Annotated in this window: 15 protein-coding genes; 9 read left to right on the top strand and 6 right to left on the bottom strand. The window is 70.6% G+C overall.

Features of this window, described 5'->3' with window-relative positions:
- Positions 1–12 precede the first annotated feature (12 nt).
- The 6 genes from ACXJ1Y_RS04800 to ACXJ1Y_RS04775 all read left to right on the top strand — a co-directional run bounded on the left by ACXJ1Y_RS04800 (position 13) and on the right by ACXJ1Y_RS04775 (position 5,406).
- Positions 13–471: a (2Fe-2S)-binding protein gene (locus ACXJ1Y_RS04800; protein ID WP_463849003.1), complete on the top strand. Its 459-nt coding sequence runs from the start codon at positions 13–15 to the stop codon at positions 469–471.
- Positions 472–530: 59 nt separating this feature from the next.
- Positions 531–2,726, top strand: a complete 2,196-nt coding sequence (locus ACXJ1Y_RS04795; protein WP_463849002.1) for a xanthine dehydrogenase family protein molybdopterin-binding subunit — start codon at positions 531–533, stop codon at positions 2,724–2,726.
- Positions 2,727–2,864: 138 nt separating this feature from the next.
- A complete protein-coding gene (locus tag ACXJ1Y_RS04790) occupies positions 2,865–3,482 on the top strand; it encodes a uracil-DNA glycosylase family protein (protein ID WP_463849001.1) in 618 nt (205 codons plus the stop codon).
- A gap of 41 nt (positions 3,483–3,523) precedes the next feature.
- Positions 3,524–4,312 carry a glutathione S-transferase family protein gene (locus ACXJ1Y_RS04785; protein ID WP_463849000.1) on the top strand — a complete coding sequence of 263 codons (789 nt, stop codon included), beginning with the start codon at positions 3,524–3,526 and terminating at the stop codon, positions 4,310–4,312.
- Positions 4,313–4,360: 48 nt separating this feature from the next.
- Positions 4,361–5,050, top strand: a complete 690-nt coding sequence (gene pyrF, locus ACXJ1Y_RS04780) for an orotidine-5'-phosphate decarboxylase (RefSeq protein WP_463850035.1) — start codon at positions 4,361–4,363, stop codon at positions 5,048–5,050.
- 11 nt (positions 5,051–5,061) lie between these two features.
- Positions 5,062–5,406, top strand: coding sequence for a DUF1330 domain-containing protein (locus ACXJ1Y_RS04775; protein ID WP_463848999.1), 345 nt, complete (start codon positions 5,062–5,064; stop codon positions 5,404–5,406).
- Here ACXJ1Y_RS04775 and ACXJ1Y_RS04770 read toward each other — a convergent pair.
- The 3 genes from ACXJ1Y_RS04770 to ACXJ1Y_RS04760 all read right to left on the bottom strand — a co-directional run bounded on the left by ACXJ1Y_RS04770 (position 5,343) and on the right by ACXJ1Y_RS04760 (position 7,618).
- A complete protein-coding gene (locus tag ACXJ1Y_RS04770; protein ID WP_463848998.1) occupies positions 5,343–6,026 on the bottom strand; it encodes a TetR/AcrR family transcriptional regulator in 684 nt (227 codons plus the stop codon). The two genes, ACXJ1Y_RS04775 and ACXJ1Y_RS04770, sit on opposite strands and share 64 nt — an antisense overlap.
- A 74-nt stretch (positions 6,027–6,100) precedes the next feature.
- The gene (locus tag ACXJ1Y_RS04765) at positions 6,101–6,298 is read right to left on the bottom strand and encodes a hypothetical protein (protein WP_463848997.1); all 198 of its coding nucleotides are present in this window, start codon (positions 6,296–6,298) and stop codon (positions 6,101–6,103) included.
- Between the two features lie 135 nt (positions 6,299–6,433).
- Entirely contained in the window at positions 6,434–7,618 is a 1,185-nt protein-coding gene (locus tag ACXJ1Y_RS04760; RefSeq protein WP_463848996.1) for a Gfo/Idh/MocA family protein, read from the bottom strand.
- A gap of 24 nt (positions 7,619–7,642) precedes the next feature.
- On the opposite strand from ACXJ1Y_RS04760, the gene ACXJ1Y_RS04755 reads away from it, so the two are divergent.
- From ACXJ1Y_RS04755 to ACXJ1Y_RS04745, 3 genes are all read left to right on the top strand, one after another.
- Complete coding sequence (locus tag ACXJ1Y_RS04755) at positions 7,643–7,894, top strand: DUF4926 domain-containing protein (RefSeq protein ID WP_463848995.1); 252 nt, start codon at positions 7,643–7,645, stop codon at positions 7,892–7,894.
- The gene (locus ACXJ1Y_RS04750; RefSeq protein ID WP_463848994.1) at positions 7,891–8,223 is read left to right on the top strand and encodes a DUF6883 domain-containing protein; all 333 of its coding nucleotides are present in this window, start codon (positions 7,891–7,893) and stop codon (positions 8,221–8,223) included. Before ACXJ1Y_RS04755 ends, ACXJ1Y_RS04750 begins: the two co-directional genes overlap by 4 nt.
- A 117-nt stretch (positions 8,224–8,340) precedes the next feature.
- A complete protein-coding gene (locus tag ACXJ1Y_RS04745; protein WP_463848993.1) occupies positions 8,341–8,562 on the top strand; it encodes a hypothetical protein in 222 nt (73 codons plus the stop codon).
- Between the two features lie 9 nt (positions 8,563–8,571).
- Here ACXJ1Y_RS04745 and ACXJ1Y_RS04740 read toward each other — a convergent pair whose 3' ends face one another.
- The 3 genes from ACXJ1Y_RS04740 to ACXJ1Y_RS04730 all read right to left on the bottom strand — a co-directional run bounded on the left by ACXJ1Y_RS04740 (position 8,572) and on the right by ACXJ1Y_RS04730 (position 12,977).
- Positions 8,572–10,386, bottom strand: a complete 1,815-nt coding sequence (locus tag ACXJ1Y_RS04740) for an NADPH-dependent assimilatory sulfite reductase hemoprotein subunit (RefSeq protein ID WP_463848992.1) — start codon at positions 10,384–10,386, stop codon at positions 8,572–8,574.
- 201 nt (positions 10,387–10,587) lie between these two features.
- Positions 10,588–12,351 carry a diflavin oxidoreductase gene (locus ACXJ1Y_RS04735; protein WP_463848991.1) on the bottom strand — a complete coding sequence of 588 codons (1,764 nt, stop codon included), beginning with the start codon at positions 12,349–12,351 and terminating at the stop codon, positions 10,588–10,590.
- A 110-nt stretch (positions 12,352–12,461) separates the two neighbouring features.
- The gene (locus ACXJ1Y_RS04730) at positions 12,462–12,977 is read right to left on the bottom strand and encodes an Lrp/AsnC family transcriptional regulator (protein WP_463848990.1); all 516 of its coding nucleotides are present in this window, start codon (positions 12,975–12,977) and stop codon (positions 12,462–12,464) included.
- Positions 12,978–13,211 lie beyond the last annotated feature (234 nt).

Genomic DNA, 13,211 nt, shown 5'->3' with positions numbered 1-13,211 from the left:
CCGAAGTCCGTCATGCCCCAGATCACGATCAACGGCGTGCCGCATGCGGTCGATGCCGATCCGGACACGCCGCTCCTCTGGGTGCTGCGCGACCATCTGACGATGACCGGCACCAAGTATGGCTGCGGCATCGGCCAGTGCGGCGCCTGCACGGTGCATCTCGACGGGCAGCCCGTCCGCGCCTGCCAGACCCGCCTCGGCGATGTCGGCGCGGGGCAGCAGGTCGCCACGATCGAGGGTGTCTCGGGCCGCGTCGCGCAGGCCGTGCAGGCCGCGTGGCGCAAGCTCGACGTGGTCCAGTGCGGCTATTGCCAGTCCGGGCAGATCATGTCCGCCATCGGCCTCCTGTCGAGCAACGCCCGCCCGACCGATGCCGACATCGACGGCGCCATGGACGGCAACATCTGCCGCTGCGGCACCTACCAGCGCATCCGCGCGGCGATCCACGAGGCCGCGCACTCCCTCGCCTGACCGCTCCGCCGCCCTGCGAAGCCGCCTCCCTTCACGGTCCTGACCGGAGCATCGCCGCCATGCTGAACGTCCGTCGGCCGATTCAGACCCTGCCCTCCCCCCGTCCGAGCCGGCGGGGCTTCCTCGCCGGGGCGGGGGCCATCGTCGTGGCCTTCCGGCTCGATGCCGGCCCGGCCCGCGCCGCCGGGCTCGACCCCGCCGGCATCAAGGCCGACCCGAACGCCTTCGTGCGCATCGGCGCCGACGACACCGTGACCGTGGTGATCAAGCACCTCGACATGGGCCAGGGGAACACGACCGGGCTCGCCACCATCCTCGCGGACGAGCTCGGCGCCGACTGGTCGCGGGTGCGCACCGAGTTCGCCCCGGCCGACGCCGCCCGCTACGCCAACCTGCTGATGGGCCCGATCCAGGGCACCGGCGGCTCGACGGCGGTGGCCAATTCCTGGATGCAGCTGCGCAAGGCCGGCGCCGCCGCCCGCGAGATGCTGGTGGCCGCCGCCTCCTTCCAGTGGCGGGTGCCGGTGGCCGAGATCACCGTGGCGGACGGCATCGTGCGCCACGCCGCCTCGAACCGGCAGGCGCGGTTCGGCGAGCTGGCGGCCTCCGCCGCCACCCTCCCCGTCCCGGCCGAGCCCCGGCTCAAGGACCCGAGCGAGTGGACACTCATCGGGAAGCCGGTGTCCCGCCTCGATTCCATGGCCAAGACCGACGGCTCGGCCGTCTACGCCCTCGACATCCGCCGGCCGGGCCAGGTGACGGCGGTGATCGCCCGCGCCCCCTGCTTCGGCGGCACCGTGAAGGGCTTCGACGCGGCCGAGACCCGCAAGGTGCCGGGCGTCCTCGACGTGGTGCAGGTGCCCTCCGGCGTGGCGGTGATCGCGAAGGACACGTGGTCCGCCATGCAGGGCCGCAAGGCGCTGAAGGTGACGTGGGACGAGTCCGCCGCCGAGACGCGCTCGTCGGACGCGATCCTCGCCGAGTACCGGGAGAAGGCCAAGGCGCCCGGCCTCACCGCCTCGAAGCGCGGCGAGCCGGAGGCGGCCCTGAAGGGTGCGGCCAAGGTGATCGAGGCCGAGTTCACCTTCCCCTACCTCGCCCACGCGGCGATGGAGCCACTGAACGCCACGATCGAGAAGGCGAAGGACGGCAGCTACGACGTCTATGCCGGCTTCCAGTTCCAGACCGTCGAACAGGCGACCATGGCCGCCCTGCTCGGCGTGACGCCGGACAAGGTCCGCCTGCACACGACCTGGGCCGGTGGCTCCTTCGGCCGCCGGGCGACCCCCACGGCCGATTACGCCGCCGAGACCGCCGCCGTGTTCAAGGCGAGCGGCGAGGCGGCGCCGGTCCACCTCGTCTGGACCCGCGAGGACGACATGACCGGCGGCTATTACCGCCCGAGCGTGTTCCACAAGGTCCGCGCTGGCATCGACGCCAAGGGCGCCATCGTCGGCTGGGACCATGTGATGGTCGGCAAGTCGATCATGATCGGCTCGCCCTTCGAGGCGATGATCGTCAAGGACGGCATCGACGCCACCACCGTCGAGGGCGCCTCGGACACGCCCTACGCGCTCGCTGCCTACCGCTTCGGCGTCCATAACGGCCGCGAGGGCGTGCCGGTCCTGTGGTGGCGCTCCGTCGGCCACAGCCACACCGCCCATGTCATGGAGGTGATGATCGACGACCTCGCCCATGCGGCGGGCGCCGATCCCGTCGCCTACCGGCTCGGGCTGCTCGCCAACGCTCCGCGCCTCGCCGGCGTCCTGCGGCTCGCCGCAGACAAGGCCGGCTGGGGCGCCGCGCAAGAGAAGGGCAGCGGGCTCGGCGTCGCCGTGCACGAATCCTTCGGCTCCTACGTCGCCATGGTGGCGCAGGTGAGCGCCGCCGAGGGCCGCGTGAAGGTCGAGCGCATCGTCGCCGCCGTCGATGTCGGCGTCGCCGTCAACCCAGACGTGATCCGCGCCCAGGTCGAGGGCGCGGTGGGTTTCGCCCTGTCCTCCGTGCTGCGCAACCGCATCACCCTGAAGGATGGACAGGTGCAGGAGGCGAATTTCGACGCCTACGAGCCGACCCGGATCAGCGAGATGCCCAAGGTCGAGGTCCACATCGTGTCGAGCACAACCGCGCCGACCGGCATCGGCGAGCCCGGCGTGCCGGTCCTCGCGCCGGCCATCGCCAACGCGGTGTTCGCGGCGACGGGGCAGCGGCTGCGGTCCCTGCCCCTCGACCTGTCGGGCACGAAGGGCGCGTGAGGAAACGCACAATATTTCAGCGTGGGTGGGCGTAGACCGAACTCGCCTTCCCCCAAGGCACGAGACCCCACTCAAACGGCGCGGCGCGACCCGCGCCGTTTCTTTATGGGCTGTCGCCGGGGGCCCTATATCCGCCGGATGCCGCCCTTCGAAGACACCGCCGCGCGGTTGCGCGCCTGCCGCCTCTGCCGCGAGAGCCCGGTCTATGGGCCGCCCCTGCCGCAGGAGCCCCGGCCGATCATCCAGGGCTCGACCGGCGCGCGGCTCTGCGTGGCAAGCCAAGCGCCGGGCACCCGCGCCCACCGCACCGGCATGCCGTTCATGGACCCCTCGGGCGTGCGCCTGCGCTCCTGGCTCGGCCTGGACGAGGCGCAATTCTACAACCCGGACAACATCGCCATCGTGCCGATGGGCTCGTGCTTTCCCGGCCTCGACGCCAAGGGCGGCGACAAGCCGCCCCGCCGGGAATGCGCCGAGCGCTGGCGGGAGGAGCTGTTCGCCGGCCTGCCGAACCTCGACCTGATCCTCGTGATCGGCTCCTACGCGCAGGCGTGGCATCTCGGGAAGCTGGAGGGCGGCCTCACCGGCACCGTCCGCCGCTGGCGCGCGATCCTCGACGAGCCCCGCCGCCCGCGCGTCCTCCCCCTGCCCCACCCGTCCTGGCGCAACAACGGCTGGCTCAAGCGCGAGCCGTGGTTCGAGGCCGAATTGCTGCCGGTCCTGCGGGACGAGGTGGCGCGGGTGCTGGCCGCGTGAGCGTCGCGCGTCATCTATCCCGCGCGAACCCGGAGACGCCCATGCTGCTCTACGAGCACCCGCTCTCGTCCTATGCGCAGAAGGTCAAGATCGCGCTGCGCGAGAAGGGCGTGGCCTTCACCGCCGAACTGCCGGAGAGCTTCGGCACCGGCAGCCAGGACGGCCCCTTCGCCGCCGCCAACCCGCGCACCGAGGTGCCGGTGCTGATCGACGGCGACGTGACGCTCTTCGAATCGACCGTGATCCTCGAATACGTCGAGGAACGCTTTCCCGATCCGCCCCTCCTGCCCCGCGAGCCGGCCGGGCGCGCCTTCGCCCGGATCACCGAGGAGGTCTGTGACACGCAATACGAGGCCGTGAACTGGGGCTTCGGCGAGATCCTGTGGTTCCGCAGGGCGGACGGCGACCTCGCCGCGCATCTGCGCGCCCAGGCCGCCGCGCAGACGCGGGTGCTGCAGGCATGGCTGGCCGGGCGCCTCGGGACGGCCGAATGGTTCGGCGGGGCGCGTTTCGGCTGGGCGGACGCGGCCGTGGCGCCGATGGTCAACCGCTCGGTCTATTACGGCCTCGGCCCGGAGGCCGGCAGCCCGCTCGCCCTGTGGCACGCACGGGTGCGGGAGCGCCCCTCGGTCGCGAAAACCTTCGCGGAGTTCGACGCGGCCGCCGCGAAGATGGCCGCCGCCTCCGACCTCTACACGACCGGCGGGCGGCGCCGGGAATACCGCGACCACCGCCTCGAATGGATGGTCAAGTCCGGCGGGGTCGAGGTGGTGCTGGCGGGATTGCGGGACGGGAACATCCGTTTCCCCTGGCCCGGCGGCGCGCATTGACAGCCCGCCCGCCCCCGTGATCGGTGCCCTCCCATGACCGTAACCCCGATGACCGTGACCGACCCGCGAGACCGCCTCATCGTCGCCCTGGACGTGCCGGGCGTGCCGGAAGCCGAGGCGCTGATCGACCGCCTGGGCGACGCGGCGACCTTCTACAAGATCGGCTACCGGCTGGCCTATGCGGGCGGGCTGGCGCTGGCCGAGCGCCTCGTCGCGCGAGGCAGCAAGGTCTTCCTCGACCTCAAGCTGCACGACATCGGCAACACCATCGAGGAGGGGGTGCGCGCGGTCTCAGGCATCGGCGCGACCTTCCTGACGGTCCACGCCTACCCGCAGACCATGCGGGCGGCGGTGAAGGGCCGGGGCGAGGGCCTGAAGATCCTCGCCGTCACGGTGCTCACCTCCTACGACGACGCGGACGCGGCCGAGGCGGGCTATGCCCTGCCCGTGGCGGAACTCGTCGCCAAGCGCGCCGCCCAGGCCGCCGAGATCGGCATCGACGGGCTCGTCTGCTCGGCGGCGGAGGCGGCCGGCGTGCGCGCCATCGTTGGGCCCGACCGCCTGATCGTCACCCCCGGTATCCGCCCGGCGGGCGCCGACGCGGGGGACCAGAAGCGGGTGATGACGCCGGGCGACGCGCGCCAGGCGGGAATCGACCATGTGGTCGTCGGACGGCCGATCACCGGCGCCGCCGACCCCAGGGCGGTGGCCCAGGCCATCGTCGCCGAGATGGCATGAGAGGACCAGGGATGACCAAGGGCTATTGGATCGCGCGGATCGATGTCCGCGATGCCGAGGCGTACAAGGAGTACGTGTCGGCCAACGGCGCGGCCTTCGCGAAATTCGGCGGGCGCTTCCTGATCCGGGGTGGCCGCTACGAGGCGGTGATGGGGCAGGCCCGCAGCCGCAACGTCGTCATCGAGTTCCCGACCTACGAGGACGCCCTCGCCTGCTGGAACTCGGACCTCTACCAGGAGGCCAAGGCCAAGCAGCGCGGCGGCGTCGAGGCCGAGATCCTCGTGATCGAGGGCTACGAGGGCGCGCAGCCCTCGGCCTCGGAGCCGGCTCCGCCCTCGACGCCCGCCTCGGAATAGGCGCGGGCCGGCGCCAATCCGCGCAGGAGGAAGCCGATCATCGCGTCGAGGGGCGGTACCGGCGGCAGGATCGGCTGGCAGACGAGGAGGGGGTGGGTGTAGCGCGCGATGGCGACGTGGATGCACCCGGCCGCGACGGCAGGGTCGGGGGTCTCGAACTCCCCGGTCCGCACCCCCTCGCGGATGATGCGCTCCAGCACGCCGGTGACGCCCGCCAGATGGTGCCGGCAGACCTCCCAGCTCTCGCCCATCGCCGCCTCCACCATCTCGTGGATGCGGGGATAGCGTTCGTAGCGATCCATGCTGTAGCGGTGCAGGGCCTCGATGGCGCTGACGAGCCGCGCCGTGGGCGAGAGGCCGGGGCGGTTCGCGATGCCCGCGAGCAGGGCCTCGACTTCGCCGATCAGGCGCTCCAGCACCGCCTCGTTGATCGCCTTCTTCGAATCGAAGAAGCGATACACGTTCGCCGGGCTCATCTTCAGGGCCCGCGCGATGTCCGCGACGGTGGTCTTCTGGTAGCCAATCTCGTGGAAGAACGTGTTGGCGGTCGCCATGATGCGGCAGCGCGTGGTCGGCGCGCTGTCCTCCGCCACATTCTGCAGGGGCTCGTCGGGTTGCATGACCCCTAGTAGGGCGGGCCGGGGAGACCGTCAAAGCCGGTCATCGCATCCCCGCGCCGCGCCCTCGGTTTGCCTCAGGAGCCGAATTGCGAGCCCAGCCGCTCGAGGTACTCGGCGAGGTCCAGGCCGCCGATGCGCTTGCCGTAATCGAAGCGCATACCCTGGCGGATGTCGACGCTGGCATTCGGCGTGGTGAGGGTGAACGGCCTCACGCACACCCAGGCGCCGTCGCGGCGATGCTCGAAGAAACCCAGGATATCGTGCTTGGCCATGATTCCCTCCCCTCGACCCTTCGGGGCGCGCGCGTGGCGCGGCGAAGGTGACGATTTCGTTGTCTCGCAAATACAACTGTCTCGCTTTTAATTGGTTCTCCACATGCGACGCATTGTTGCGGATGTTTGTCGGGGTCAGGCGTCGGGCCGGGCGGCGTTCACCATCTCCGGCGGCTCGACCGCCGGCAGGTCCGTCGCCTGCGACGGCTCGGGCCGCCGGCTGCGGCTCATCGGGGCGAGGCTCTGGGTCCGGCCGGTGGCCAGCGCCCGCTCGACGGCTTCGAGCACCCGCAGGTCGCACAGGCCCTCCTCGCCGTCCGGCTCGGGGGCCCGGTCGTTCAGGATGCACTCCGAGAAGTAGCGGGTCTGCCCGCCGAACTGGTCGACGCTCGGGTAGGTCAGGCGTTCCGTCTCCCCGCCCCGCGTGAGGGCGGCTTCGAGGCCGGTGCCGAACAGGAAGCCCGGCTGCATGTGCAGGTCGCCCTCCGTGCCGGTGATCCGGTAGGCATCGACGCCCTCGGTCTCGTAGGAGATTGTGAACTGCGCGAGCCGCCCGCTGGGGAAGCGCAGGGTGACGGCGACGGTGCCGTCGAAGGCGTAGGGGCTGTCCGGCCGGCGGCTGCCGAGGGCCGAGACCTCCACCGGCTCCTCCCCGAACAGGTTGCGCGCGGCGTTGATCGGGTAGGTGCCCATGTCGGGCACCGGCCCGGCCCAGAAGCCCTGCTTCGCCCGGTGATTGCCGGCGCTGACCGTCTGGCCGAAGGTCGCGGTGAACATGCGCGGCTCGCCGATAGCCCCGGCCCGGACGCGGGCGATGGCATCGAGCGTCCCCGGCTCGAAATGCAGGCGGTAGGCGAGCATCAGCTTGGCGCCCGAGGCCTTCGCCGCCGCGTTGATCGCCTCGCATTCCGCGACGCTCACCGCCATCGGCTTTTCGAGGAGCACGTGGCACCCGGCCTCCAGCGCCGGCACGGCGTAGTCCCGGTGCATGCCGTTGGGCAGGGCGAGGTAGACGGCGTCGAACAGGTCGGAGGCCAGCGCCTCCTTGTAGCGATCGTAGGTGAAGGCGGTGAGGCCGTAGGTCTTGGCCAGGGCGTCCGCCTTCTGCGGATCGCCCGTGACGATGGCCGTCATCTCGGAATTGCCGGTCTGCGCCACCCCCGGCATGAAGGCGGCCTGCGAGATCCAGCCGCCGCCCACCACCGCGTAGCGCACCTTGCGCCCGACCACCCGCTTCGCCCGCATACCCGTCTCCGCTGCACTGCGAAGGCGGAACGCGGAACGGTGGCGGTTGATCCGCACCGCTCCCTTGCGGACCATGGGGTTTCCGGCGATCCTGTGCCGATGCCGATCGAACTCGTCTATCACGTTCGGAAGGAAGAGCCCGCCGCCGCCCTTCGGGAGCTGGATGACGTGCGCGTTCTCGTGGACGTCATCACCCTGGACGGTGCCACGATTCGGGCCGGTGCGGAGGGGACGGTCGTCGCGGTCTGGAACGGCGGCGAGGCCTACGAGATCGAGTTCCCCGAGCCGATGGGCGCCTTGGCGACGGTCGAGGCGGCCGACCTCGTCAGGACCGGTCGCGCGGTGCCTTGAGCGACGAAGCCGGGAATCCGACCTTCGAGATTCCAAGCGCCAAGATCGTCGATGACCTGCTCAACGTGGATCACCCCAAGGGCAGTTCGAAGGCGCGATTCTTCCTGTCCTTCGGCTTCGATCCCGGCGAGCCCACCGTCTTTGCGCGGGCCATCGTCGCGGTGCAGCAGGCCGATGAGAGCCGTACCCGCGAGCTCGAGATCGGCGACCGGCGCCGGCTCGTGGTCGAGGGGCCGATCGAGGCGCCCGACGGACGCCGGCCACGGATTCGGATCGTCTGGCAGGGCGAAGCGGATGGCTGGCGCCTGATCACGGCCTATCCGCTCTGAGCGCGAAGTTCCCGGCGCCCACCGCCGCTTTCGGTCGCGTCCCCGGCCGCTGGCGCGGGCCTATGTGTGCGGCGCAACGGACGAACCGTCCGACAGCCCCTCACACGAAAGCACGTCATGGCCCTGTTTCACTGGATCGGTCGCGTCATCGCCGGCGCGTGGCGTCTCGCCATGGCGGCGTTCATCGGGGTCGTGACCCTGTTCGGGGCCACCCTCGACTTCGCCCTCGGCCTCGTCAGCCGCCTGTACGAGCGGTTCGACGCGGGCTTCTCCGACCTCGCGGCGCAGTCGCGCCAGCGCAGGGCGGCCAAGGCACAGGTGGCCGCCCCCGCCGAGTGAGCGGCGCGCCTACTTGAGTGCGCCGATCCGCTCGTGGAAGTCCGGCCCGTTGGTCGTCTTGGCCACGTGGCCGGCGCGGATCAGGTAATCGCCGAAATGCTCCCCGGCCTGCTTGGCCGTCGCGAATTCGGCGAAGAGCGGATCCAGCGTCGAGACCACCTCGGAGGGAGAAGCGTCCTCGCGGTAGAGCTTGCTCAGCCGCGAGCCGTCGAAGGCCGCGCCGAGATAGAGGTGGTAGCGCTCGGGGCCCCGGCCCACGAGGCCGATCTCGGCGATGAAGGGCCGGGCGCAGCCGTTGGGGCAGCCGGTCGAGCGGATGGTGATCTCCTCGTCCTGCAGCCCGTGCTTGGCGAGGCTCGCCTCCAGGTCGTCCATCAGGCCCGGCAGGAAGCGCTCGCTCTCGGCCAGCGCCAGCCCGCAGGTCGGCATGGCGACGCAGGCGATGGAGTTGCGCCGGAGCGCGCCCGCCCCCTTCGTCAGCCCGTACTCGTCGACCAGCGCCTCGATGGCCGCGCGCTGGGCCTCCGGCACGTTGGCGATGATGACGTTCTGGTTGGCGGTCAGGCGGAAGTCGCCCTTGTGCACCTCGGCGATCCGGCGCAGGCCGGAGAGGAACTGCGCCCCGTTCTCGATGTCCTTGATCCGGCCGGAGGGGACGTAGAGCGTCAGGTGGTGGCGCCCGTCGTCGCCCTCGGTCCAGCCGAAGCGGTCGCCGTTGCTGGTGAATGTGAACGGCTTCGGGGCCTCGAGCTTCTGGCCCGCCCGCGCCTCGACCTCGGCCCGGAAGGCGTCGAGGCCATAGCGCTCGATCGTGTACTTGAGGCGGGCGTTCTTCCGGTTCTTGCGGTTGCCCCAGTCCCGCTGGACGGTCATCACCGCCTCGGCGTAGCGCAGGGCGTCCTGCGCCTTGCAGAAGCCCATCACGTCGGCGGTGCGGGGGAAGGTGTCCGGCTCGCCGTGGGTCATGCCCATGCCGCCGCCCACCGTGATGTTCCAGCCGGTGACGGCGTTCTTCTTGTCGAGGATGGCGATGAAGCCGAGATCGTGGGCGAAGACGTCGACCTCGTTCGAGGGCGGCACGGCGATCACGGTCTTGAACTTCCGGGGCAGGTAGGTCTTGCCGTAGATCGGCTCGACCTCCTGCACCTCGTCCTCGCCGCCGACCACGCGCTCGCCGTCGAGCCAGATCTCCCGCCACGCCCGGGTGCGCGGCAGCAGGGAGTTGGAGATGTCCTTGGCGAGCTGGTAGGCGGCGGCATGCGCCTTCGCCTGGGCCGGGTTGGTCGAGGCCATGACGTTGCGGTTCACGTCGCCGCAGGCGGCGATGGTGTCGAGCAGGGCCGCGTCGATGGCGGCCATGGTCCGCTTCAGGTTCGACTTGATGATGCCGTGGAACTGGAAGGTCTGCCGCGTCGTCGCGCGCATCGCGTCGCCGCCATAGGTGCGGGCGATGTCGTCGAGCACCAGCCATTGCTGGGGCGTCACCACGCCGCCCGAGATGCGCAGGCGGATCATGAAGCCGTAGGCCTTCTCGAGCTTCTTCTTGGTCCGCTCGGGGCGCAGGTCGCGGTCGTCCTGCAGGTACATCCCGTGGAACTTCACGAGCTGCCCGTCATCCTCGGAGATGGCCCCCGTGGCATGGGCCAGGAGCCCGTCCGCGAGGGTGCCGCGCAGGTAGCCGCTGGCGATCTTGATGTGCTCGTTGGCGGCGAGCTTCGCCTCCCGCGCGGCCTCGGCCTCGGTGATCGGGCGCGAGGTCGGCGGGGTCTCGTAGACGCGCTTGGCGGCGGGGGACGGGGCGTCGGGCGACTTGGTGTCGGTCATGGCGGTCTCGGTCTGGTCTGGCGGCAGCCTCTGTCCGATCCACCCCCCTCATCCTGAGGTGCCGCAGCGAAGCGGAGGCCTCGAAGGAGGACTCCAGCTTTCGCGCGACCCCTGGAGGTTTCCTTCGAGGCCCGCTGGCGCGGGCACCTCAGGATGAGGGCGCGGGTCGGACGACGGTCGCGGGGGGACGGTCGGTCCTGCTCAGTAAACGTCCTGCTGGTACTTCCTGGCCCGCTCCAGCCCGGCCACATGCGCCTCGGCGTCCGCGGCCGAGAGGCCCTTCACGGTCTCGAAGGCCCGCACCACCGCGGCGCGGACATCCTTGGCCATCTGCTTGGCATCGCCGCAGACGTAGAAGTGGGCGCCCCCGTCCAGCCATTCCACCAGTTCGGCGGCGTGCTGGTCGATCCGGTTCTGGACGTAGATCTTCTCCGGCTGGTCCCGCGAGAAGGCCACGTCGATCTTGGTGAGCGACTTGTCCTCCAGGGCCTCCTGCCATTCGAGCTGGTAGAGGAAGTCGTGGGTGAAGTGGCGATCCCCGAAGAACAGCCAGGAGCGGCCGGGGGCCTCCATGGCGCGGCGCTCCTGCACGAAGGCGCGGAACGGGGCGACGCCGGTGCCGGGGCCGACCATGATGATGTCGGTGGCCGGGTCGGCGGGCAGGCGGAAATGCTTGTTCGGCTTCAGCCGCACCCGCAGCTTGGCGCCGTCGCGGATCCGGTCGGCGACATGGACCGAGGCCACGCCGGAGCGCGTGCGGCCGAAGGTCTGGTAGCGCACGGCGGCGATGGCGAGGTGGACCTCGTCGCCGACCTCCTTGCGGGAGGAGGCGATGGAATAGGCCCGCGGCGGCAGCGGCCGGGTGATGCTGCCGAGATGCTCGGCGGTGAGCTTGGCCGGGAAGCGCTCGATCAGGTCGATGAGGTTGCGGCCCTCAAGCCAGGCGCGGACCTCGCCGCTCTCCACGAAGGCCTTGGCGTCCTCCGAGCCCGTCGCCTTGGCGAAGCGCTCGATCGTCGCGGCAGAAAGCGTGGTGATGTCGCGCTCGGCGAGCAGCGCCTTGCGCAGGGCCTCGTCCCCCGAGAGGCCCGTGGCGGACAGGATCTCGTCCACCAGCTGCGGGTCGTTCTCGGGGTAGATCTCCAGGGAATCGCCCGGCTCATAGGCCGGCGCCCCGTCCTCGAAGGCGAGCGCGAGGTGGATCGTCTCCTTGTCGGAGCGCGAGGAATTGAGGTTCACGTGCTCGACCACCTCGACCACGACCGGATCGCGGCTCGGCTCGGCGTCCTCGTCCCCGCCCGCGCGGGCGAAATCCACGGCCACGACGTTGTCGGGGGCGGCGGCCGGGGCCAGCGCCTTGAGGGTGCCCTTGATCCAGTCGGCGGCCGGCGTCTCGAAATCGAGGTCGAGATCGGCCCGCTCGGCGGCGCGCTTGCCGCCCAGGGCCTCGAACCGCGCGTCGAGCGCCTTCCCGATGGCGCAGAACTCCGCGTAGGACGTGTCGCCCAGGGAGAGCACCGCGAACTCGACGCCCTCCAGGCGCGGGGCGCCCTCGCCCATCAGCTCGCCATAGGCCCGCACGGCGCGGGCCGGGGGCTCGCCCTCGCCCCAGGTGGCGGCGATGGCGATGAGCTTGCCGGCCTTCGGCAGGGTCGCGAGGTCGAGGTCGGCGAAATCCACCACCTTCGGCCTGAAGCCCTGCTTCCGGGCGAGCTTGGCGACGTCGCCCGCGAGCTTTTCGCTGTTCCCCGATTCGCTCGCGTAGATCACGGTCAGCGGCTCGCTGGCCTTGGGGGCCTGGGCGGGCGCCGCCTGGGCCTGACCCCCGGCGGCGTCGAGCCCGGCGAGGAAGCCCGCCAGCCATGCGCGTTGGACCGGGCTCGCGTTGACGAGGACGGCATCGAGGCTGGCGCGCTCGCCGTCCCCGAAGGGAGCGGTGCGCGGGAGGAGAGCAGAGCGAGACATTACCGGACCATGTCGTAGGGCGCGGGGCCCGTGTCAACCAGAAACGTTCTTTTTGCAGAACGGCACGAAAGGAGGAGATCGCCGTCGTCGTGCGCGTCAGAAGGAGAAGATCATTCTCCGACCGCCGCGAGGGCCGGCGACAGCTCCGGCAGATGCCGGCTCGCCTTCGGGGGCGCCGGCAGCGGCAGGGCGGTGGTGGACTTCACCTTCTCCATGGCGAAACGCGACGTGACGTTCTTCAGCGGAAGCACCGAGATCAGGCGCTTATAGAATGCATCGTAGGCCTGCATGTCTGCGACCACGACGCGCAGCATGTAGTCCACGTCGCCGGCCATCCGGTAGAATTCCAGCACTTCCGGCATCGCGGAGACGGTGTCGGCGAAGCGCTGCAGCCAATCCTGCGAGTGGTCGGCGGTCTCGATGGAGACGAAGACCGTCAGCCCGAGGCCGAGCTTCACGGGATCGAGCACCGCCACGCGGCGGTCGATCACCCCGTCCGCCTCCAGGCGCTGGATGCGCTTCCAGCACGGCGTCTGCGACAGGCCGACCTTCTCGCCGATGGCGGCGATGGAGAGGGTCGCGTCCCGCTGCAGCAGGGCCAGGATCTTCAGGTCGATGGCGTCCAACAGGGACCTCCGCCGTTTCGGCGCCCTTCGCGGGAAGAAGGAACTTCCCGTCCTATAGGGGTTCTATCGGCTTTTTGAGAATAATTTTTTACAAACGGCGGGCCGCTCCCCTCGTTCCATGTGCGTTGACACACGCGAGGGCAGCCTTATCCGGGGTGCGAATCGCCCCCGTCGCCTTGACTTCGTTCGGTATAGCGAACATTTCGACCCCTCGACAACCGGCGCGGCCCCCCA

Source organism: Methylobacterium sp. TK26 (assembly GCF_055361565.1).
Note: the sequence above shows the minus strand (reverse complement) of the source record. Positions and strands in the feature narration are given on the sequence as shown.